We start from the raw sequence: 22,061 nt of genomic DNA on the forward strand, positions 1-22,061 counted from the left end.
TCGTCTCCTGGTTGCGGGAAACCCGGCGCGGCGGCTTGCCGCGCGGTGCGAGAGTGCATCTTACGCGTGCCGCGCTACGCTGTCGAAGTGCCGCGCCACCGTCCGGGGCAGGGCGCCGGGGTGAAGCATCAGGCATGCCGGGGCCCGGATAGTTCCGGTTGCCGGCATGCGGCAGTGCAGGGGGCCCGCGATGATCGCCCGGACTCGGCCGAGGGGGCGCAGGGAGTCCGGAAAACCCCCTAGCTTCTGCTAAAATTGCGGTTTTCCTGCCGCCAAGGCTCACGCCGAATCCGCCCGCATGTCCGCCCTTGCCCATCCCGCCACAAGTCCCTTTGCTTCCCAGCCCGCCAAGCTGATGGCCGACGCCATCCGCGTGCTTGCCATGGACGCCGTCCAGCAGGCCAATTCCGGCCACCCCGGTGCGCCGATGGGCATGGCAGACATCGCCGTGGCGCTGTGGGGCCGGCACCTGAAGCACAACCCGAGCAACCCGCAGTGGGCCGACCGCGACCGCTTCGTGCTGTCCAACGGCCACGGCTCGATGCTGATCTACGCGCTGCTGCACCTGACCGGCTATGACCTGCCGATCGAAGAGCTGAAGAACTTCCGCCAGCTGCACAGCAAGACCGCCGGCCACCCCGAATACGGCATCACCCCGGGCGTGGAAACCACCACCGGCCCGCTCGGCCAGGGCATCACCAACGCGGTCGGCATGGCGCTCGCCGAGCGCCTGCTGGGCGAGGAATTCAACCGCCCGGGCTTCGACATCGTCGACCACTACACCTATGTGTTCCTGGGCGACGGCTGCCTGATGGAAGGCATCTCGCATGAAGCCTGCTCGCTGGCCGGCACGCTCAAGCTGAACAAGCTGATTGCGCTGTGGGACGACAACGGCATCTCGATCGACGGCGACGTGGTGCACTGGTTCAACGACGACACCCCGAAGCGCTTCGAAGCCTACGGCTGGAACGTGATCCGCGGCATCGACGGCCACGACGTGGTCGCGGTCGACAACGCCATCGCACAGGCCAAGGCCAGCGACAAGCCGACCCTGATCTGCTGCCGCACCAAGATCGGCAAGGGCGCGCCCAACAAGGAAGGCGGCCACGACGTGCACGGCGCCCCGCTGGGCGGTGCCGAAGTGCTGGCCACGCGCGAGGCGCTGGGCTGGGCCCATGCCCCGTTCGAAGTGCCCGCCGCGGTCTATGACGCCTGGGACGCCAAGGCCAACGGCCAGGCGCTGGAGCGTGCCTGGAACGCGCTGTTCGAATCGTATGCCGAGCGCCACCCGTACGAGGCCGGTGAGTTCACCCGCCGCATGAAGGGCGAACTGCCGGGCGCGTTCGATGCCGCCGTCGAAGCCTTTATCGCCAAGTGCGAGGAAAAGGCCGAGACCATCGCCACCCGCAAGGCCAGCCAGAACACCATCGAGGCCTTCGGCCCGGTGCTGCCCGAGTTCCTCGGCGGCTCGGCCGACCTGACCGGCTCGAACCTGACCAACTGGTCGGGCAGCAAGGCGGTGCGCGTCGACGCCTGGGGCAACCACATCAACTACGGTGTGCGCGAGTTCGGCATGAGCGCCATCCTGAACGGCATCACGCTGCATGGCGGCTACATCCCCTACGGCGCGACCTTCCTGACGTTCTCGGACTACAGCCGCAATGCGCTGCGCATGGCGGCGCTGATGAAGATCCGCTCGCTGTTCGTGTTCACCCATGACTCGATCGGCCTGGGCGAAGACGGTCCGACCCACCAGTCGATCGAGCACGTCGCCAGCCTGCGCCTGATCCCCAACCTGGACGTCTGGCGTACCGCCGACACCACCGAGACCGCCGTGGCCTGGGCCGAGGCGATCCGCCGCGAGAATGGCCCGAGCTGCCTGATCTTCAGCCGCCAGAACCTGCCGTTCCAGCAGCGCGACGCCGCCACCCGCGCCAATATCGCGCGCGGCGGCTACGTGCTGCGCGACAGCGTCAATGCCAAGACGGGCCGTCCGGACGCCGTGATCCTGGCCACCGGCTCCGAAGTGGGCCTGGCCGTCGGCGCCGCCGATGCGCTGGCCGCCGAAGGCGTGCACGTGCGCGTGGTGTCGATTCCCGCGACCACCGTGTTCGACAAGCAGGACACCGCCTACAAGGCCAGCGTGCTGCCGGCCGGCGTGCCGCGCGTGGCGGTCGAGGCGGGCGTGACGGACTTCTGGTGGAAGTACCAGGTCCAGGCGGTGGTGGGCATCGACACCTTCGGTGAATCGGCCCCGGCCGGCGTGCTGTTCAAGCACTTCGGCTTTACTGTCGACAACGTCGTGCGTACGGTGAAAGACTCCCTTATCTAAGCATCCGGGCGCTCGAGCCGCGCGGTGCGCCGCGCGGCAGAGGCGGCGCCCACCGGTTTCCATCGATCCTCAGGAGAGACAGTCATGACCATCAAGATCGGCATCAACGGCTTCGGCCGCATCGGACGCATGGTGTTCCGCGCCGCCGCCGCCAACTTCAAGGACATCGAAGTCGTTGCCATCAACGACCTGCTCGAGCCCGACTACCTGGCCTACATGCTGAAGTACGACTCGGTGCACGGCCGCTTCGACGGCGAAGTGTCGGTCGACGGCAACACCCTGGTCGTCAACGGCAAGAAGATCCGCCTGACCGCCGTCAAGGATCCGGCTGAGCTCAAGTGGGGCGAAGTCGGCGCCGACGTGGTGATCGAGTCGACCGGCATCTTCCTGACCAAGGAAGGCGCGCAGAAGCACATCGACGCGGGCGCCAAGAAGGTGATCATGTCGGCCCCGTCCAAGGACGACACCCCGATGTTCGTGTACGGCGTGAACCACGACACGTACAAGGGCGAGGCGATCATCTCCAACGCCAGCTGCACCACCAACTGCCTGGCCCCGGTGGCCAAGGTGCTGAACGACAAGTGGGGCATCAAGCGCGGCCTGATGACCACCGTGCACGCCGCCACCGCCACGCAGAAGACCGTCGACGGCCCGTCCAACAAGGACTGGCGCGGCGGCCGCGGCATCCTGGAAAACATCATCCCGTCGTCGACCGGCGCCGCCAAGGCCGTGGGCGTGGTGATTCCGCAGCTGAACAAGAAGCTGACCGGCATGTCGTTCCGCGTGCCGACCTCGGACGTGTCGGTGGTCGACCTGACCGTCGAGCTGGAAAAGTCCGCTTCGTACGAAGAAATCTGCGCCGAGATGAAGGCCCAGAGCGAAGGCGCGCTGAAGGGCGTGCTGGGCTACACCGAAGACAAGGTGGTTGCCACGGACTTCCGCGGCGATGCCCGCACCTCGATCTTCGACGCCGAAGCCGGCATCGCGCTGGACGGCACCTTCATCAAGGTCGTGAGCTGGTACGACAACGAGTGGGGCTACTCGAACAAGTGCCTGGAAATGGCACGCGTGGTGGCCAAGTAAATCGCGCCTGCCGCACTCGGGAAACGCGCCTGCGGGCGCGTTTTTCTTTTTTCAGGCAGGATGCTGATCTGCTGCCGCGGCTGAAATAGTTGCGTCAGAAAAGAATGATAAAAGTGGAACCCTAAGGTCGAGGATAGCTACGGCGAAGTGCTGGTTGCGACGCCGCCAATGTACGCATCTACGATCAATTGCGGCGAAATCACGCAATTTTTCGGAGTTATGCCATGGGCAGCCGTTTCAGAAATGCCGAATTTGCTTTCCGAGCCTGATTTTTCCTCTTACACTGTTAAGACGCTGTTGAAATCTGATGTGCAGCCAGTGCAAGTGGTGGGGCCATCTTAGCTGTGAAAAATCTGACCGGGGGCCTGATCATGGTGAACGTAGACACAAAGCTTCTAGTGATCTTCACCGAGCTGCTGAGCAAGCGTAATGCCACCTACGTGGCTGAGAAGATGCACATGACCGCGCCGGCGGTCTCGCATTCGCTGGGCAGGCTGCGCGAAATTTTTGACGATCCACTCTTTATCCGCGTCCCGCACGGGCTGACGCCGACGCCGCGCGCGCTCGAGCTGGGGCCGAAGATCCGCGACATGCTGGACCTGTGGTCGTCCATCAACGAGGGCGACGCGGACAACTTCGATCCGGCCACCGCCACCGGCACGCTGAACATCGGCTTTGCCGCGGAACTGGGCGATACGGTGTTCAACCGTTTCGTACTGCGCATCAAGGCGCTGGCGCCGGACCTGCATATCAAGCTGGTCGAGTCCCATTCGTGGGAAACCGACGTGGCGTCGATGCGCGCCAATGAACTCGACCTGGCCTTCTCGCCGTTCCCGACCCGCCATCCGGAAATCGTCGAGGAAATGGTGACGTCGCTGAACCTGTGGGTGTGCGCGCGCAAGGACCATCCGGTGCTGAAGGGCCACTGCACGCTGGAGCAATACCTGGACTGCGGCCATATCTTCATGGCGCATTCCGGTGGCTCCGGCCGCCCGGCGCCTTCGCTGATCCCGCTCGACTACGCGCTGCAGCAGCGCGGCCTGAAGCGCAACGCCTCGCTGACGGTGCATTCGTGGCGCGCCCAGGCCGAACTGGCCTCGCAGACGGACATGATCTTCACCGTCAACGCACTGACCAAGGACATGGCCTGCGAAACGTACGGCCTGAAGGCCTTCCCGCTGCCGGCGGAGCTGAATACCACGCTCGGGCTGAACATGTTCTGGCACCGCAGCCGCAACACCCACCCGATGCTGGTGTGGGCGCGCGGCCTGTTTCGCCAGGTAGTGGGCGAGTTCGTCGGCCTGCCGCCGGCTCGCCCGGCACGGGTGGTGAGCGAGCAGGACCTGCAGGACCTGCAGGCGCGCTGACCCTCGGCGGCAGCAAGCCACCAACAAAAAACCGGCGCCTGGCGCCGGTTTTTTGTTGCCCGTCTGCGCTCCGGCAAGGGAGCGAGCGGTTGCTTATCGTTTGGGTCTGTGGGGACAGTTTGTTTTGGTGCAGTTGCCGTACAGCGACAACGCGTGTTCCTGCAGGGTGAAGCCGCGCTCGCGCGCAATGCTTTGCTGGCGGTGCTCGATCTCGGAATCGAAGAATTCCTCGACCCGGCCGCAATCCAGGCACACCAGGTGGTCGTGGTGCTTGCCTTCGTTGAGCTCGAAGATCGCCTTGCCGGACTCGAAGTTGTTGCGCGACAGCAGGCCGGCCTGCTCGAACTGGGTCAGCACGCGGTAGACGGTGGCCAGGCCGATATCCATATGCTCGTTGAGCAGGATGCGGTAGACGTCTTCCGCGCTCAGGTGACGCTGTTCGCTGGTCTGAAAAATTTCAAGAATCTTCAGCCTGGGCACGGTCGCCTTCAGGCCGATATTCTTGAGGTCCGCCGGACTCGGCATGTGGGTGACTCCCTAGAGTACAATGTCTGGATAGTTGAATCATAAGGGTTTTGGCAGCAAAAGTCGCTCGTGCCGACGATGTCCAGAGGTCGGCGTCGCGTGCCCGGCAAGCTTGCCGACCCATGTGGTTGCGGCGGCAGATGCCATCCGCTCGTGTGGTGCAATCGGCGCATTTTGCGCCGTTTTCATGCCTGCGCAGCCCGCTCTCTGCCGCGTTACTTTTTCTTTCCCTCCGGAAACGAGATCCATGCGTTCTATCCGTTCGTCCGCCATGCGTCCGACGCTGGTTGTCTCCCTGCTGGCCGCGGCCCTGCTGGCCGGCGCCTGCTCGGCCTACGATTCCACTTCGCGCAAGGTAGCCAACGCCATCACGCCGTACCGGATCAACATCGTGCAAGGCAACTTCGTCTCGCGCGAAGCCGCTTCGCAGCTGCGCGAGGGCATGACCCGCGACCAGGTCAAGTTCCTGCTCGGCACGCCGCTGCTGACCGACGTGTTCCACGCCAACCGCTGGGATTATGTGTTTTCGTTCCGCCGCGGCAATACCTCGGTGGTGCAGCAGCGCCGCTACACGGTGTTCTTCGACGGCGACCGCCTGGTCAAGTTTGGCGGCGACGAACTTCCGTCCGAGTATGAGCTGATTGCCGAAATCGACGGCATGAAGAAGGCGCTCAAGGAGCAGACGCCGGGCAAGATCTCCACCAGCGCAGCCGCGGCCCCGGCCGAGCAGCAGACCACGGTCGAGAACTTCGTGCCGCGGCAGGCACAGCAGCCGGAAGCGCCCGGCGCTTCCGCGCAACCGGCGCAGGCGGCGCAGCCCGCCGCCGAAGCGTCGGCTCCGGCCCAGGCCACCGCGCCTGCCGACGCGCCCAAGCCCGCCGCCAACTGATCGACCACGCGCGCCCGCCGCGGCGCGCTGCCGGTTTTCCGGGCCGGCCAGGCATGGCCGGCTCGTTCCTCTTTCGCGCACCGCGCATATTCCGCAGAGCCAGACACCATGAACATCGCCATCGCAGGCGCATCGGGCCGCATGGGCCGCATGCTGATCGAACAAGTGCTGAACACCGACGGCGTGAAGCTGTCGGGCGCGCTCGACGTGCCGGGCTCGCCGGCGCTCGGCCAGGACGCGGGCCTGTTTCTGGGACGCAACACCGGCGTGGCGATCACGGCTGACTTGGAAGCCGGGCTGGCCGGCGCGGACTGCCTGATCGACTTCACCCGTCCGGAAGGCACGCTGGCGCACCTGGCCGCGGCGAAGAAGCTGGGCATCAAGATGGTGGTCGGCACCACCGGCTTCGACGAGGCCGGCAAGGCCGCGCTGGCCGAGGCCGCCAAATCGATCGGCATCGTCTTTGCGGCCAACTTCAGCGTCGGCGTCAATGCCACCTTCAAGCTGCTGGAAGTGGCGGCCAAGCTGCTGTCGAGCGGCTATGACATCGAGGTGATCGAGGCCCACCACCGCTTCAAGGTCGACGCCCCGTCGGGCACCGCGCTGAAGATGGGCGAAGTGATTGCCGATGCGCTGGGCCGCGACCTGAAGACCTGTGGCGTCTTCGCCCGCGAAGGCCATACCGGCGAGCGCGATCCCGGTTCGATCGGCTTTGCCACCATCCGCGGCGGCGACATCGTCGGCGACCACACCGTGATGTTCGCCGGCATCGGCGAGCGCATCGAGATCAGCCACAAGTCGTCGAGCCGCCAGTCGTATGCCGACGGCGCGGTGCGCTCGGCCCGTTTCCTGGCCGACAAGCCGACCGGGCTGTTCGACATGCAGGACGTGCTGGGCCTGAAGTAAGGGCGCCCCGGGGCGGCCAGCGCTGCCGCCACGGTTATAATCGATTGCTTTAGCATTGCACGCCGGGCGGGCGCCCAGACTGGCGCCGGCCGCTTTCCTTCGAACGAATCTTCCCGGATGCCGGCAGGCCAGTTGCCGCGCAGACGCTGTCCTGACCGCTGTCCCGACCATGCAAGACAAATACCTTCCTTCCGCCGTTGAACAAGCCGCCCAGCAGCACTGGCAAGCCATCGACGCCTATCGCGTGTCGGAGCATGCGGCCGGGCCCGACGGCAAGGAAAAGCCCAAGTTCTACGCCTGCTCGATGCTGCCGTATCCGTCGGGCAAGCTGCACATGGGCCACGTGCGCAACTACACCATCAACGACGTGATGGCGCGCTACCTGCGCATGAACGGCAACAACGTGCTGATGCCGATGGGCTGGGACGCGTTCGGCATGCCGGCGGAAAACGCCGCGCTGAACAACGGCGTGGCGCCGGCCGCCTGGACCTACGACAACATCGCTTACATGAAGAAGCAGATGCAGTCGATGGGCCTGGCGATCGACTGGTCGCGCGAGGTCGCCACCTGCAGCCCGGACTACTACCGCTGGAACCAGTGGCTGTTCCTGAAGATGCTGGAGAAGGGCATCGCCTACCGCAAGACCGGCACCGTCAACTGGGACCCGGTCGACCAGACCGTGCTGGCCAACGAGCAGGTCATCGACGGCCGCGGCTGGCGCTCGGGCGCGGTGGTCGAAAAGCGCGAGATCCCGATGTACTACCTGCGCATCACCGACTATGCGCAGGAACTGCTGGGCGACCTGGACCAGCTGGGCTGGCCCGAGCGCGTCAAGGTGATGCAGCAGAACTGGATCGGCAAGAGCGTGGGCGTGCGCTTTGCCTTCACCCATGACATCCCGGGCGAAGATGGCAAGCCGATCAACGACGGCAAGCTCTACGTCTTCACCACGCGCGCCGACACCATCATGGGCGTGACCTTCTGCGCGGTCGCCGCCGAGCACCCGCTGGCCACGCACGCCGCGCTGAACAATCCCGAACTGGCTGCCTTCATCGACGAATGCAAGCACGGCTCGGTCATGGAAGCCGACATGGCGACCATGGAGAAGAAGGGCATGCCGACCGGGCTGCAGGTGGTGCATCCCCTCACCGGCGCCAAGGTCGACGTGTGGGTCGGCAACTACGTGCTGATGAGCTACGGCGACGGCGCCGTGATGGGCGTGCCGGCGCACGACGAGCGCGACTTCGCCTTCGCCAACAAGTACCGGCTGCCGATCAGGCAAGTGATCGACGTCAAGGGCCAGCCGTACTCGACCGAAGCCTGGCAGGAATGGTACGGCGACAAGGAGCACGGCACCTGCATCCACAGCGGCAAGTATGACGGCCTGGGCTACCAGGCCGCGGTGGAAGCCATCGCCGCCGACCTGGGCGCGATGGGGCTGGGCGAGAAGAAGACCACCTGGCGCCTGCGCGACTGGGGCATCTCGCGCCAGCGCTACTGGGGCACGCCGATCCCGCTGATCCACTGCGACAGCTGCGGCGTGGTGCCGGTGCCCGAGCAGGACCTGCCGGTGGTGCTGCCCGAAGACCTGGTGCCGGACGGCACCGGCAACCCGCTGGCCAAGGATCCGCGCTTCCTGCAGTGCACCTGCCCGTCGTGCGGCAAGCCCGCGCGCCGCGAGACCGACACGATGGATACCTTCATCGATTCGTGCTGGTACTACATGCGCTATACCTGCCCGGACGCGGCCACCATGGTCGATGCCCGCAACGACTACTGGATGCCGATGGACCAGTACATCGGCGGCATCGAGCACGCGATCCTGCACCTGCTGTACGCGCGCTTCTGGACCAAGGTCATGCGCGACCTGGGCCTGGTCAAGTTCGACGAGCCGTTCACCAACCTGCTGACCCAGGGCATGGTGCTCAACGAGACCTACTACCGCGAAGACGCCGCCGGCAAGAAGACCTGGTACAACCCGGCCGAGGTCGACCTGCAGACCGACGAGCGCGGCCGCCCGGTGGGCGCCACGCTGCTCGCCGACGGCCAGCCGGTGGTGATCGGCGGGGTCGAGAAGATGTCGAAGTCCAAGAACAACGGCATCGACCCGCAGGCGCTGATCGACCAGTACGGCGCCGACACCGCGCGCCTGTTCGTGATGTTCGCCGCGCCGCCCGAGCAGCAGCTGGAGTGGAGCGGTTCGGGCGTGGAGGGCGCGTCGCGCTTCCTGCGCCGTGTGTGGAACTACGGCTATGCCAACGCCGCCGCCATCCGCGACGGTGCCGCCGGCGCGCCGGGCGCGGACGATGCCGAGCTGCGCCGCGAGATCCACGGCGTGCTCAAGCAGGCCAACTACGACTACCAGCGCATCCAGTACAACACCGTGGTGTCCGCCACCATGAAGATGCTGAACGCGCTGGACGACGCCAAGACCGCGTCGCCGGCGGCGCGCCGCGAGTGCTTCGGCATCCTGCTGCGCGTGCTGTACCCGGTGGTGCCGCACATCACCCACGGCCTGTGGGAGCAGCTGGGCTATGCCGCCGAGGCCGGCGACCTGCTCGACGCCCCCTGGCCGCAGGTCGATGAAGCCGCGCTGGTGCGCAGCGAAATCGAACTGGTGCTGCAGATCAACGGCAAGGTGCGCGGCAGCATCACCGTGCCCGCCGACGCCGACCGCGCCGCGATCGAGGCCACCGCCGCCGCCAGCGACACCGTGGCCAAGTTTGCCGAAGGCAAGGCGCCGAAGAAGATCGTGGTGGTGCCTGGCCGCCTGGTCAACGTGGTGCTTTGACAGCGCCGTCCGCCCGCCGGAACCTGACAGAGGAATCGCCAACCATGAAGCGACTGAACCTGGGACGCCGCAAGCTGCTTGCGGCCCTGCTGGCAGTGCCGGCCACGGGCCTGCTGGCCGGCTGCGGCTTCCATCTGCGCGGCAATTCGGACTTCGCCTTCAAGCGGCTCTATATCGGGATTCCGCCCAACTCGCTGATGGGCGCGGACCTGCGCCGCGCCATCCGCGGCGGCTCCGACACCCAGGTGGTGGCCGACCAGAAAGAGGCCGACGCGCTGCTGGACGTGCTGCAGGACACCCGCACCAAGTCCATCCTGTCGATCACGACCGAGGGCGTGGTGCGCGAATACCGCCTGACCCAGCGCTTCACCTTCCGCCTGCGCGACCCCGCCGGCAAGGAACTGATCGCGCCGTCGCAACTGGTGCTGACGCGCGACCTGACCTACAACGAAGCCAATACGCTGGCCAAGGACTACGAAGAGCAGCAGTTGTACCGCGACATGCAGCGCGACATCGTGCAGCAACTGATGCGCCGGCTGGCAGCGGTCAAGGCCATTTGACGCACGCATGCAGCTCAAGCTCGACGGGCTCGACGCGCACCTGAAGCAGGCCAAGGCCAAGGGCCTGGCGCCGCTGTACGTGGTGCATGGCGACGAGCACCTGCTGGTGCTCGAAGCGGTCGACCGCCTGCGCGCGGCGGCGCGCGAAGCCGGCTTCTCCGAGCGCGAGGTGCTGGTGGCCGAGCGCGGCTTCCACTGGGGCCGGCTGGTCGAGGCGCAGCAGTCGATGTCGCTGTTCGGCGACCGCAAGATCGTCGAGCTGCGCATCCCCTCGGGCAAGCCCGGCAAGGACGGCGGCGAGGCGCTGCGCGCCGTGGCCGCGCAGCCGTCGCCCGACGTGGTGATGCTGGTGACGCTGCCGCGGCTGGATTTTGCCGCGTCGAAGTCGGCGTGGTTCCAGGCGCTGGAAGGCGCCGGCGTGTCGATCAAGGTCGACACCGTGGACCGCACCCGCTTGCCGGCGTGGGTCGGCGAGCGGCTGGCGCTGCAGCAGCAGCGCGTGCAGGGTGGCGAGCCGGGCCGGCGCGCGCTGCAGTTCATCGCCGACAAGGTCGAAGGCAACCTGCTGGCGGCGCACCAGGAAATCCAGAAGCTGGGGCTGCTGTACCCGCCCGGCGAACTGGGCTTCGACCAGGTCCACGATGCGGTGCTGAACGTGGCCCGCTACGATGTCTTCAAGCTGTCGGAATCGATGCTCTCGGGCGACGTGCCGCGGCTGGTGCGCATGCTCGAAGGGCTGCGCGGCGAGGGCGAGGCCACGGTGCTGGTGCTGTGGGCGCTGACCGAGGAAATTCGCGTATTATCCAAGGTCCGGCAAGGGCTGGCGGGCGGCAAGCCGGCGGGCGTGCTGATGCGCGAACTGCGCGTCTGGGGCCCGCGCGAGCGGCTGGTGCCGCAGGCCGCGCAGCGCCTGTCGCAGCCACGGCTGGAAGCGGCCCTGGCGCTGGCCGCGCGGCTGGACCGCCAGGTCAAGGGCCTGCAGGACCTGCCCCCGCCAGGCGCCGCGCCGCTGCCGGCCGAGCCGTGGGACGGCTTGCAGCAACTGGCGCTGATGATTGCGCGCTGAGCGTTTGCTCCCGGAAGATTTGCTCCCCTCTCCCGCGCGCGGGAGAGGAGAGGAACACACACTGACGGCCTTTCCCCCGGCCACTGACATGACCGAGTTCGACCTCAACCAATACATGGACCGCGTCGGCCGCCAGGCCCGCGCTGCGTCGCGCGCGATGGCGCGTGCCTCCACCGCCGACAAGAACCGTGCGCTGCTGACCATTGCCGCGGCGATCCGCCGCGATGCCGACAAGCTCAAGGCAGTCAACGCACGCGACCTCGAGCGCGCCCGCGCCAACGGCCAGGACGCCGCCTTCGTCGACCGCCTGACGCTGTCGGACAAGGCCATCGACACCATGGCCGCGGGCCTGGAGCAGATCGCCGCGCTGGCCGACCCGATCGGCGAGATCTCGAACATGAAGTTCCGCCCGACCGGCATCCAGGTGGGCCAGATGCGCGTGCCGCTGGGCGTGATCGGCATCATCTACGAGTCGCGCCCCAACGTGACCATCGACGCCGCCGCGTTGTGCCTGAAGTCGGGCAACGCCACCATCCTGCGCGGCGGATCCGAGGCGATCGAATCCAACACCGCGCTGGCCGCGCTGGTGGCCGAGGGCCTGTCCGCGGCCGGCCTGCCGTCCGAGGCGGTGCAGGTGATCGAGACCACCGACCGCGCCGCGGTGGGCCGGCTGATCACCATGACCGAGTACGTCGACGTGATCGTGCCGCGTGGCGGCAAGAGCCTGATCGCGCGGCTGATGGAAGAAGCCCGCGTGCCGATGATCAAGCACCTGGACGGCATCTGCCACGTCTATATCGACGCCGAGGCCGACCTCGACAAGGCCGTGCGCGTCTGCGACAACGCCAAGACCCAGCGCTACGCGCCGTGCAACACCATGGAGACGCTGCTGGTATCGCAAGATATCGCCGCCGCCGCGCTGCCGCCGCTGTGCCGCATCTACCAGCAGAAGGGCGTCGAGCTGCGCGTGTGCCCGGCCACCCGCGCCACGCTGGAAGCGGCGGGCTTCGGCGGCCTGGTCGATGCCACCGAGGAAGACTGGCGCCTGGAATACCTGGCGCCGATCCTGGCCATCAAGACCGTTGCCGGCCTGGATGAAGCGATCGCGCATATCAACGAATACGGCTCGCACCATACCGACTCGATCATCACCGAGAACTACTCGGCGGGCATGCGCTTTATCCGCGAGGTCGATTCGGCCAGCGTGATGATCAATGCCTCGACCCGCTTCGCCGATGGCTTCGAGTACGGCCTGGGCGCGGAGATCGGCATCTCCAACGACAAGCTGCATGCGCGCGGCCCGGTCGGGCTGGAGGGGCTGACCTCGCTCAAGTACGTGGTGTTCGGGCACGGCGAGATCCGGACCTGACCCAAGCGCCGCCAACAACAAGAACCGTCCACTGCCGACCGCCTGCCGATGCTCTGGATCAAAGCGCTGCATATCGTCTTCGTCGTTTCGTGGTTTGCCGGCCTGTTCTACCTGCCGCGCATTTTCGTCAACCTGGCGATGGAGACCGACGCCGCCAGCACGCAGCGCCTGTTGCTGATGGCGCGCAAGCTGTTCCGCTTCATGACCATGCTGGCGGTGCCGGCGGTGGTGTTCGGGCTGTGGCTGTACCTGGGCTACGGCATCGGCCGCGGCGCCGGGCAGGGCTGGATGCATGCCAAGCTGGCGCTGGTGCTGGTGCTGATCGGCTACCACCACGGCTGCGGCGTGCTGCTGCGCAAGTTCGAGGCGGGGCGCAACGCGCGCTCGCACAAGTTCTATCGCTGGTTCAACGAGCTGCCGGTGCTGGTGCTGCTGGCGGTGGTGATCCTGGTGGTGGTCAAGCCGTTCTGAGGCTGGGCGTCTTTCGCCCGCCTTTCGCCCCGCCTTTCGCCCCGCCTTTCGCTTATACATTGCTGCCTATTTCGTCGCGGAAACCAAAATGAGCAAGCTGGTCGACTATTATCTGACGCCGCAATCGCCTTACGTCTACATGGGCCATGCCCGTTTCAGCGCCATCGCCGAGCGCCACGGCGCGCAGGTGAACCTGAAGCCCTGCGATCTCGGCAAGGTGTTCTCGGTCTCGGGCGGGCTGCCGTTGGCGCAGCGCCCGCCGCAGCGGCAGGCATACCGGCTGGTGGAGCTCAAGCGCTGGAGCGCGTTCCTGAATCTTCCGCTGAACCTGGAGCCGACCTTCTTCCCGGTGTCGGGCGATGCCGCCAGCAAGCTGATCATTGCCGCGCAACTGGCGCACGGCACCGCGCGCGCGATGGCGCTGACCGGCGCGATCTGCGCCGCAGTGTGGGCGCAGCAGCGCAATATCGCCGATGCCGCCACGCTGGCGCAGATCGCCGACGAAGCCGGCCTCGATGGTGCCGGCCTGCTCAAGGCCAGCGAGGCGCAGTCGGTGCAGGCCGCCTATGCCCAGAACACGCAGGAGGCGATCTCGGCCGGCGTGTTCGGCGCGCCGTGGTACGTGTTCGACGGCGAGCCGTTCTGGGGCCAGGACCGCCTCGACTTTCTCGACCGCGCACTGGCCGCGGCTTGACCTAAGCTACCGATACTTCCCCGTCCGCCACGGCGGACGTTTTTGTTTGCAGGAATCCCTCTCATGACCCAAGCCTTCTTTGCCCCTTGCCCGCGCGGCCTGGAGAGCGCGCTCGCCGAAGAGCTGCGCGAGATCGCCGCGATGCCGGGCATGGCCGCGCTGGCGCCGTTCGCGGTGCACCAGGAAGTGCCGGGCGGCGTCAATTTTTCGGGCGAGATGGCCGCCGCCTATGCGGTCAACCTGCATTCGCGCATTGCCAGCCGGGTGCTGATGCGCGTGGCCGCGCGCGGCTACCGGCACGAGGACGACATTTACACGCTGGCCCGCGGGGTGCGCTGGGAACAGTGGTTCTCGCCAGACGAGTCGCTGCGCGTGGACATTACGTCGCACAAAGCGCCGCTGCGCAGCCTCAATTTCACCGCGCTGCGGGTCAAGGACGGCGTCTGCGACGCCATGCGCGAGCGCCTGGGAGCCCGCCCGAGCGTCGATACCGTGAGCCCGGATGTGCGCATCTACGCCCACCTGACCGAGCGCGACTGCACGCTGTATCTCGACACCACCGGCGAGCCGCTGTTCAAGCGCGGCTGGCGCACCGAGAAGGGCGAGGCGCCGCTGAAGGAAAATCTGGCGGCCGGCATTCTGCGCCTTGCGGGCTGGGTCCCGGGCCAGACCTGCCGGCCCTTCTACGACCCGATGTGCGGCAGCGGCACCTTCCTGGTCGAGGCCGCGCAGGTGGCGCTGGGGATCGCGCCGGGCGGCAGCCGCAGCTTTGCCTTCGAATGGCTCAAGGGCATGGATACCAAGGCCTGGCAGAAGCTGAAGTCGGACGCGCAGCGCGCGCGCATGCTGGCCTCGGCCGATGAGCTGCAGGTGGTGGGTTCCGACATCTCCACCGACATGCTGGCAATCACGCGGGCCAACTGGGAACGCGCCGGCCTGCCGGGCGAGGCGCGCACCAAGCAGGTGGACGCGCGCTTCGTGCAGCCGCCCTATGACGAGCCGGGGTTGCTGTTGATGAATCCCCCGTACGGCGAGCGGATCGCGGTGCGCGGGCAGCGCCGCGCCCCCGAGGACGAGCTGCCGCGCGACGAGGTGGAGGAGGCCGCCGCCAACCAGTTCGCCAGCGCCTTTGCCACCACACTGAAACAGCATTTCGCGGGCTGGCAGGCGTGGGTGTTCACCGGCGACCTGGGCTTCCCGCGCCGGCTGCGGCTGAAAGAGTCGCGCCGCACGCCGCTCTACAACGGCAATATCGAGTGCCGGCTATTCCGTTTCGACATGGTGCGCGGCGCAAACCGGGCGCCGCAGGCGGACTGACCCCGGCTGCGCACGGGCGCTGTGGCGTCAGGAGCGCTTGCGCCCCGTCAGCGCCTCCGGGTTGCGGCTGAAATCCGCCAGGAAGCTCTGCAGGCTGACCACCGGCTCCTGCAGCAGGTGGCGCGGCAGGTCGAACAGTGCGTAGAAGAATTCTTCCCTGCCTTCGCAGCGCTCGGCCGGCAGGCAGTATTGTTCCCAGTCGACGCAGGCCGGCGTGTACATGCCGTTGCCCGGCCAGAAGAACGGCACCAGCCGGCCTTCGCGCAGGCCTTCGATCAGCGCGGCGGGGGCGTCGTAGGCTTCGGCCGACTCCACCTGCGTCATCAGGCCGGCGCGGGTCTCGATCACCATCAGGGTGGCGTGGCCCTGCGCGGTGAGCAGCAGGATGCCGGCGGGATTGGGGTACAGGTAGTACTCGACAAAGCCGTAGCGCGCGGTCAGCTGGCGCACGCGCTCGGTCATGGCCGGATCGGACAGGAACGAGAACGAATGCCGCGTCAGCAGTTCGCGCAGGGTGCGCGACAGCGTGGCGAAATACGCCTGCTGCATGGCTTCGATTTCCTGGTCCAGCCGCTCCACCATATTGCTGTCGTGCTTTTTCACATAGCGGTCGATCAGCCCGTGGTTGAAGCCCTGCACCGCGATGCTTTCATCGGCGGTGCCGGTCAGCAGGATGGTCTTGCACGGCAGGTCCTGCAGCGCCTGGCAAAATTCCAGGCCGTCCATCTGCGGCATCGAATAGTCGACCACCACCACGCCGGGCTGCAGGAAGCGGTTGACGTCGTGGATCTGGCGGTAGATGCGGTCGATGTCGAGCTGGACCGTGCGGCGCTCGGTCAGGAAGGTCAGGTCGTCGTGGGTCACGCGCACCGGCAGGAAGCCCGGGAAGCGGGTGGCGTAGGCTTCGCGGATCCACTGCAGCGCTTCGCGCGGATCGGTGAAGGTGATCACCCCGCGCGCGGCATCCATCTGGAACGCCAGGCTGTCGATGAAGGACTTGCTGTCATCCACAAGGACAGTCAGGACCGGGTGATGGAAGACCGACAGATTCCTGTCGTGCGGATTGAAGGTCATGGAGCGGCGGGCAGGAGTTGGCACAGGCGTGGCGCAAGTGGCAAGCCAGCGTGCGTATTCGCAGGCCAGTATAGCGCGCCACGGCTGCCTTGCAAGGCACGCCTTGCGGCCGGGGCCGCCTGCGGCGGGGCGGGAAGGGGTGCCGGCCCTTGTTCCAGCAGGGCCGGCGGGCCAGGGCGGTGAACCGCGCCGGAACCACGAAAGCCCGCACCCCGGGGGCGCGGGCCGGCCCGGCTGTGCGGCCTTAGTCGACCGCCTTGAACATGTCCTCGACCACCTTCTTGGCGTCGCCGAACACCATCATGGTCTTGTCCATATAGAACAGTTCGTTGTCCAGCCCGGCGTAGCCGGCGGCCATCGAGCGCTTGTTGACGATGATGGTCTTGGCCTTGTACGCCTCCAGGATCGGCATGCCCGCGATCGGCGACTTGGGATCGGTCTTGGCCGCGGGGTTGACCACGTCGTTGGCGCCCAGCACCAGCACCACGTCGGCCTGGCCGAACTCGCTGTTGATGTCTTCCATCTCGAAGACCTGGTCGTACGGCACTTCGGCCTCGGCCAGCAGCACGTTCATGTGGCCCGGCATGCGGCCCGCCACCGGGTGGATCGCGTACTTCACGGTCACGCCCTTCTCGGACAGCTTCTCGGTCAGCTCCTTCAGCGCGTGCTGGGCGCGTGCCACCGCCAGGCCGTAGCCGGGCACGATGATCACGGTCTCGGCGTTGCCCATCAGGAAGGCGGCGTCGTCCGCCGAGCCCGACTTGACGTTGCGCTGCGCTTGCGCGCCGGCACTTGCGCCAGCCGACGCATCGCCGCCGAAGCCGCCCAGGATCACGTTGAAGAATGAGCGGTTCATCGCCTTGCACATGATGTACGACAGGATCGCACCGCTGGAGCCCACCAGCGAGCCGGCGATGATCAGCATCGGGTTGTTCAGCGAAAAGCCGATGCCGGCGGCCGCCCAGCCCGAGTACGAGTTCAGCATCGACACCACCACCGGCATGTCGGCGCCGCCGATCGGGATGATGATCAGCACGCCCAGCACGAAGGCGATCGCCAGCATCACCAGGAACGGCAGCCATTCCTGCGTCATGAAGAAGGCGATGCCGAAGCCGACCATGGCCACCGCCAGCGCCAGGTTCAGCATGTGCTGGCCGGCAAACACCACCGGCGCGCCCTGGAACAGGCGGAACTTGTAGCGCCCGGCCAGCTTGCCGAAGGCGATCACCGAGCCCGAGAACGTGATCGCGCCGACGAAGCAGCCGATAAAGAGCTCGATGCGGTTGCCCAGCGGGATCAGGTGCGAGCCGGCCGGACTGATGCCGAACGCCGCCGGCTCGGCCACCGCCGCCACCGCGATGAACACCGCGGCCAGGCCGATCAGCGAGTGCATCGCCGCGACCAGTTCCGGCATCTTCGTCATCTGCACCTTGCGCGCGACGTAGGCGCCGATGCCGCCGCCGACCACCAGCGCCGCGAAGATCAGCGCCAGGCCCGTGCCCACCGACGACTGGGCCGTGCCCGCCGCGAGGAATTCGTTCTTCAGCTTGACGATCAGGACCAGCGTGGTGACTACCGCGATGGCCATGCCGATCATGCCGAAGGCATTGCCCTTGCGCGCCGAGGCCGGGTGCGACAGCCCCTTGAGCGCCTGGATAAAGCAGACCGAGGCCACCAGGTAGAGCAGGGTGACGAGGTTCATGCTGACGAGGCCCGCCATCACGCGCCCTCCTTGGCCAGTGCCGGCTTGGCCTCGGGCGCCTTGGCCTTCGGTTCCTTCTTCTTGAACATCTCCAGCATGCGCTGGGTCACCAGGAAGCCGCCGAACACATTGACCGCGGCCAATGCCACCGCCAGCGTGCCCATGATGCGGCCCGTGGCGCCTTCGGTCAGGCCCGCGGCCAGCATCGCGCCGACGATGATGATGGCCGAGATCGCGTTGGTTACCGCCATCAGGGGCGTATGCAGGGCCGGCGTGACCGTCCAGACCACGTGGTAACCCACGTAGATCGCCAGCACGAAGATGATCAGGTTGATCACCGTGTGGTTCACCATCTCCATCGACTTCTCCTCCGTTGCTTTTGAAACCGGGATGCTGCGTGTTGCTGTGATTGTTCTTTGCAGTATTACGGCGGGGCACGCCGACGGCCCGTGGCTCTTGAAGGGCCGGTGGCGTGCTCCTCTCCCGCGTGCGGGAGAGGGAGCAACCCCTCAGGGGGTCGATACTCAGACCTTCTTGATTTCCTTGATCGCGTTCTTCTCGTTCACCAGGATGATCTTGGGCTTGTAGGTGGCGATTTCCTCGTCCGTCATCGGCGCGTAGGTGCAGATGATCAGCTGGTCGCCCAGGTGCGCGCGGCGCGCGGCGGCGCCGTTCAGCGAGATCTCGCCGCTGCCGCGCTCGCCCTTGATGATGTAGGTGGAGAAGCGCTCGCCGTTGTTGACGTTGTACAGCTCGATCTTCTCGAACTCCTTCATGTCGGCAGCGTCCAGCAGGTCCTGGTCGATGCCGCACGAACCCTCGTAGTTGAGGTCCGCCTGCGTCACGGTGACGCGGTGGAGCTTGGCGCGGAGCATGATGCGTTGCATGGGTGATACGTCCTTATATCTGAAGCGAAAGCAGTGGGCGCGCTGCGCCCGTTGGAGTTACGCCGCCTCGCGCACGACCTGGCCGTCCCTGCACATCAGGCAGGCGGCGACGATGTCGTCTTCGAGGTTGAGCGTGAACTGGCCGTCCTTGTCGACGACCAGCTTGAGGAAGTCCAGCACGTTGCGGGCGTAGAGCGCCGAGGCGTCGGCCGCGACCATGCTGGCCAGGTTGGTATGGCCGATCAGGATCACGCCGTTGTGGTTGATCACCTGGTCGGCTACCGTCAGCGGGCAGTTGCCGCCCTGCGCGGCGGCCAGGTCCACCACCACCGAGCCCGGCTTCATCTGCGCGACGGTGGCTTCCTGCAGCAGCACCGGCGCCTTGCGGCCCGGGATCAGCGCGGTGGTGATGACGATGTCGGCCTGGAGCGCGCGCTGGTGCACCAGCTCGGCCTGGCGCTTCATCCAGTCCGGCGGCATCGGGCGCGCGTAGCCGCCCACGCCCTGCGCGATCTCGCGCTCTTCGTCGGTCAGGAACGGCACGTCCACGAACTTGGCGCCGAGCGATTCGATCTGTTCCTTGACCGCGGGACGCACGTCCGAGGCTTCGATCACCGCGCCCAGGCGCTTGGCGGTGGCGATGGCCTGCAGGCCGGCCACACCCGCGCCGAGGATCAGCACGCGCGCGGCCTTGACGGTGCCGGCGGCGGTCATCAGCATCGGCATGAAGCGCTGGTAGTGGTGCGCGGCCACCAGCACGGCCTTGTAGCCGGCAATATTGGCCTGCGACGAGAGCACGTCCATGCTCTGCGCGCGCGTGGTGCGCGGCGCGGCTTCGAGCGCGAAGGCGGTGATGCTGGCGGCCGACATGCGCGCGTTGTTCTCGGCATCGAAGGGATTGAGCATGCCCACCAGCACCGCGCCGGGCTTCATCTGCGCCAGCTCGGCGGCATCGGGCGCGCGCACCTTCAGCACCAGTTGCGCGCCGAGCGCGTCGGCGGCGCTGCCGATGGTGGCGCCGACCGCCTCATACGCGCCGTCGGGCTGGCTGGCGTTCAGGCCGGCACCGGCCTGCACCACCACCTTGTGGCCCTGGGCAACGTATTTCTTGACGGTCTCCGGGGTGGCGGCGACGCGAGTCTCGCCGGCCCGCGTCTCCTGCGGGATGCCGATGTACATCGTCAATTTCTCCTTTAGCTGGCGTCTTGTCTGGTTGGACGGACCGACGTCTGGCCCGTGCGCGCTGCCGGATCGGGTTAAGCCGCAGCGCACAATTTTTCCGCAGCTTACAGGAATCTGACTTGCAATGGTGACCGGGCGGTCGGCTTTTGCGGGCCCTGTGCCGGGCCTGGAACGGCGCGCCGGCGCCCGCCGCCGCGCTGCACGATGGGCTCGCAACCGGTAGAATGCGGGATTGCCTAAAAATTGAGCATCATGTCAAGTGACTGGAATGCCAGCGTGACCGTTGCCGCCGTGATCGAGCGCGGCGGCCGGTTCCTGCTGGTGGAAGAGGAAACCGCCGAGGGGCTGCGCCTGAACCAGCCCGCGGGCCACCTGGATCCGGGCGAAAGCCTGATCCGCGCCGTGATCCGCGAAACCCTGGAAGAAACCGCCCACACCTTCGAGCCGCGCGCGCTGCTGGGCTGCTACATGGGGCGTTCGCTGTCCTCGCGCACCGGTGGCGACGTCACCTACGTGCGCTTTGCCTTTACCGGCGACCTCGGCTCGCTCGACGCCGGCCGCCAGCTCGACACCGGCATCGTGCGCACCGTCTGGATGGGGGCCGAGGAGCTGCGCGCGTGTCCGGAGCGGCATCGTTCGCCGCTGGTGATGGCGTGCGTGGACGACTACCTGGCCGGCAAGCGCTTTGCGCTGGACGCGCTGTACACGCACCCGTCGGTGCTGCAAGCGGGGGCGCAGTCGTGAGCGGTGCCGCAAAGCGTGTGGTGGTGGGGATGTCCGGCGGAGTCGATTCGTCGGTCACCGCGTGGCTGCTCAAGCAGCAGGGCTACGAGGTCATCGGCCTGTTCATGAAGAACTGGGAAGACGATGACGACAGCGAATATTGCTCCACGCGCCAGGACTGGCTCGATGTGGTCTCGGTGGCCGACCTGATCGGCGTCGACGTGGAGGCGGTCAACTTCGCCGCCGAATACAAGGACCGCGTCTTCGCCGACTTCCTGCGCGAATACTCGGCCGGCCGCACGCCCAACCCGGATGTGCTGTGCAATGCCGAGATCAAGTTCAAGGCGTTTCTGGACCATGCCATGTCGCTGGGCGCGGAAACCATCGCCACCGGCCACTATGCGCGCGTGCGCCGGAACGCGGCCGGCCGCTTCGAGCTGCTCAAGGCGCTGGACCATACCAAGGACCAGAGCTACTTCCTGCACCGGCTGAACCAGGCGCAGCTGTCGCGCACGCTGTTCCCGCTGGGCGAGATCCCGAAGACGCGCGTGCGCGAGATCGCCGCCGAGATCGGCTTGCCGAACGCAAAGAAAAAGGACTCGACCGGCATCTGCTTTATCGGCGAGCGTCCGTTCCGCGACTTCCTGAACCGTTACCTGCCCACCAAGCCGGGGCCGATGAAGACGCCCGAGGGCAAGGTGGTCGGCGAGCATATCGGCCTGGCTTTCTACACGCTGGGGCAGCGCAAGGGCATCGGCCTGGGTGGCAGCCGCGACGGCAACGGCGACGCCTGGTATGTCGCGCGCAAGGATATGGCGAACAATACGCTTTACGTGGTGCAGGGCCACGACCATCCGTGGCTGCTGACGCCGGTGCTGACCGCGTCGGAACTGTCCTGGGTGGCCGGCGAGCCGCCCGCCGCCGGTGCGGCGATGGCGGCCAAGACCCGCTACCGCCAGAGCGATGCCGCCTGCACGGTGCAGGCGGTTGACGCCGGGGCGCTGACGCTGGCGTTTGCCGAGCCGCAATGGGCGGTCACGCCCGGGCAGTCGGCGGTGCTGTATGACGGGGATGTCTGCCTTGGAGGGGGCATTATCCAGTAAGTACCCGGCAAAGCCGTGGC

21 protein-coding genes are annotated in these 22,061 nt (G+C 66.8%); 14 read left to right on the forward strand and 7 right to left on the reverse strand.

Features of this window, described 5'->3' with window-relative positions; translation table 11 throughout:
• The first annotated feature begins 298 nt into the window (after window positions 1-298).
• The 3 genes from tkt to FHX60_RS00745 all read left to right on the forward strand — a co-directional run bounded on the left by tkt (window position 299) and on the right by FHX60_RS00745 (window position 4,782).
• Entirely contained in the window at window positions 299-2,332 is a 2,034-nt protein-coding gene (gene tkt, locus FHX60_RS00735; RefSeq protein ID WP_181487082.1) for a transketolase, read from the forward strand.
• Window positions 2,333-2,416: 84 nt separating this feature from the next.
• The gene (gap, locus tag FHX60_RS00740) at window positions 2,417-3,415 is read left to right on the forward strand and encodes a type I glyceraldehyde-3-phosphate dehydrogenase (protein ID WP_092306404.1); all 999 of its coding nucleotides are present in this window, start codon (window positions 2,417-2,419) and stop codon (window positions 3,413-3,415) included.
• A gap of 371 nt (window positions 3,416-3,786) precedes the next feature.
• Window positions 3,787-4,782 carry a LysR family transcriptional regulator gene (locus FHX60_RS00745; RefSeq protein WP_092307326.1) on the forward strand — a complete coding sequence of 332 codons (996 nt, stop codon included), beginning with the start codon at window positions 3,787-3,789 and terminating at the stop codon, window positions 4,780-4,782.
• Between the two features lie 93 nt (window positions 4,783-4,875).
• Here the strand turns inward: FHX60_RS00745 and fur are convergent, their stop codons facing one another.
• Window positions 4,876-5,307, reverse strand: coding sequence for a ferric iron uptake transcriptional regulator (fur, locus tag FHX60_RS00750; protein WP_022536566.1), 432 nt, complete (start codon window positions 5,305-5,307; stop codon window positions 4,876-4,878).
• A 39-nt stretch (window positions 5,308-5,346) separates the two neighbouring features.
• Window positions 5,347-5,556, reverse strand: a complete 210-nt coding sequence (locus FHX60_RS00755) for a hypothetical protein (RefSeq protein WP_133250508.1) — start codon at window positions 5,554-5,556, stop codon at window positions 5,347-5,349.
• Between FHX60_RS00755 and FHX60_RS00760 the strand changes: the two genes are divergently transcribed.
• The 9 genes from FHX60_RS00760 to FHX60_RS00800 all read left to right on the forward strand — a co-directional run bounded on the left by FHX60_RS00760 (window position 5,555) and on the right by FHX60_RS00800 (window position 15,370).
• Window positions 5,555-6,196: an outer membrane protein assembly factor BamE gene (locus tag FHX60_RS00760; protein WP_092306407.1), complete on the forward strand. Its 642-nt coding sequence runs from the start codon at window positions 5,555-5,557 to the stop codon at window positions 6,194-6,196. The two genes, FHX60_RS00755 and FHX60_RS00760, sit on opposite strands and share 2 nt — an antisense overlap.
• 108 nt (window positions 6,197-6,304) lie before the next feature.
• Complete coding sequence (gene dapB, locus FHX60_RS00765; RefSeq protein ID WP_183282278.1) at window positions 6,305-7,102, forward strand: 4-hydroxy-tetrahydrodipicolinate reductase; 798 nt, start codon at window positions 6,305-6,307, stop codon at window positions 7,100-7,102.
• Window positions 7,103-7,271: 169 nt separating this feature from the next.
• Window positions 7,272-9,893: a leucine--tRNA ligase gene (gene leuS, locus FHX60_RS00770; protein ID WP_183282279.1), complete on the forward strand. Its 2,622-nt coding sequence runs from the start codon at window positions 7,272-7,274 to the stop codon at window positions 9,891-9,893.
• A gap of 44 nt (window positions 9,894-9,937) precedes the next feature.
• Window positions 9,938-10,453: an LPS-assembly lipoprotein LptE gene (locus FHX60_RS00775; protein WP_062801706.1), complete on the forward strand. Its 516-nt coding sequence runs from the start codon at window positions 9,938-9,940 to the stop codon at window positions 10,451-10,453.
• 7 nt (window positions 10,454-10,460) lie between these two features.
• Entirely contained in the window at window positions 10,461-11,519 is a 1,059-nt protein-coding gene (gene holA / locus FHX60_RS00780) for a DNA polymerase III subunit delta (RefSeq protein WP_112776793.1), read from the forward strand.
• Window positions 11,520-11,607: 88 nt separating this feature from the next.
• The gene (locus FHX60_RS00785; RefSeq protein ID WP_183282280.1) at window positions 11,608-12,888 is read left to right on the forward strand and encodes a glutamate-5-semialdehyde dehydrogenase; all 1,281 of its coding nucleotides are present in this window, start codon (window positions 11,608-11,610) and stop codon (window positions 12,886-12,888) included.
• 48 nt (window positions 12,889-12,936) lie between these two features.
• Window positions 12,937-13,359, forward strand: a complete 423-nt coding sequence (locus FHX60_RS00790) for a CopD family protein (protein ID WP_112776791.1) — start codon at window positions 12,937-12,939, stop codon at window positions 13,357-13,359.
• 88 nt (window positions 13,360-13,447) lie between these two features.
• Window positions 13,448-14,053 carry a 2-hydroxychromene-2-carboxylate isomerase gene (locus tag FHX60_RS00795; RefSeq protein WP_092306418.1) on the forward strand — a complete coding sequence of 202 codons (606 nt, stop codon included), beginning with the start codon at window positions 13,448-13,450 and terminating at the stop codon, window positions 14,051-14,053.
• A 63-nt stretch (window positions 14,054-14,116) separates the two neighbouring features.
• Window positions 14,117-15,370, forward strand: a complete 1,254-nt coding sequence (locus FHX60_RS00800) for a THUMP domain-containing class I SAM-dependent RNA methyltransferase (protein ID WP_183282281.1) — start codon at window positions 14,117-14,119, stop codon at window positions 15,368-15,370.
• Between the two features lie 27 nt (window positions 15,371-15,397).
• On the opposite strand, the gene FHX60_RS00805 is transcribed toward FHX60_RS00800, so the two are convergent.
• The 5 genes from FHX60_RS00805 to FHX60_RS00825 all read right to left on the reverse strand — a co-directional run bounded on the left by FHX60_RS00805 (window position 15,398) and on the right by FHX60_RS00825 (window position 20,212).
• Window positions 15,398-16,444 (reverse strand): response regulator, encoded by a 1,047-nt coding sequence (locus FHX60_RS00805; protein ID WP_092306422.1) that lies wholly within the window; start codon window positions 16,442-16,444, stop codon window positions 15,398-15,400.
• A gap of 244 nt (window positions 16,445-16,688) precedes the next feature.
• Entirely contained in the window at window positions 16,689-18,164 is a 1,476-nt protein-coding gene (locus tag FHX60_RS00810; protein ID WP_116600784.1) for an NAD(P)(+) transhydrogenase (Re/Si-specific) subunit beta, read from the reverse strand.
• Complete coding sequence (locus tag FHX60_RS00815; protein WP_092306425.1) at window positions 18,164-18,505, reverse strand: NAD(P) transhydrogenase subunit alpha part 2; 342 nt, start codon at window positions 18,503-18,505, stop codon at window positions 18,164-18,166. The genes FHX60_RS00810 and FHX60_RS00815 overlap by 1 nt, the downstream gene beginning before the upstream one ends.
• A 165-nt stretch (window positions 18,506-18,670) precedes the next feature.
• Complete coding sequence (gene panD, locus FHX60_RS00820; RefSeq protein WP_018007908.1) at window positions 18,671-19,033, reverse strand: aspartate 1-decarboxylase; 363 nt, start codon at window positions 19,031-19,033, stop codon at window positions 18,671-18,673.
• Between the two features lie 57 nt (window positions 19,034-19,090).
• Entirely contained in the window at window positions 19,091-20,212 is a 1,122-nt protein-coding gene (locus FHX60_RS00825) for a Re/Si-specific NAD(P)(+) transhydrogenase subunit alpha (protein WP_183282282.1), read from the reverse strand.
• Window positions 20,213-20,467: 255 nt separating this feature from the next.
• Here FHX60_RS00825 and FHX60_RS27895 point away from each other — a divergent pair, with 255 nt between their 5' ends.
• On the forward strand, window positions 20,468-20,959 hold the full coding sequence (locus FHX60_RS27895) for an NUDIX hydrolase (protein WP_112774281.1): 492 nt from the start codon (window positions 20,468-20,470) through the stop codon (window positions 20,957-20,959).
• Window positions 20,956-22,041: a tRNA 2-thiouridine(34) synthase MnmA gene (gene mnmA, locus FHX60_RS00835; RefSeq protein WP_112774282.1), complete on the forward strand. Its 1,086-nt coding sequence runs from the start codon at window positions 20,956-20,958 to the stop codon at window positions 22,039-22,041. The genes FHX60_RS27895 and mnmA overlap by 4 nt, the downstream gene beginning before the upstream one ends.
• The last annotated feature ends 20 nt before the right edge of the window (window positions 22,042-22,061 follow it).

This window comes from Cupriavidus alkaliphilus (genome assembly GCF_014191175.1).
Classification (GTDB): domain Bacteria; phylum Pseudomonadota; class Gammaproteobacteria; order Burkholderiales; family Burkholderiaceae; genus Cupriavidus; species Cupriavidus alkaliphilus.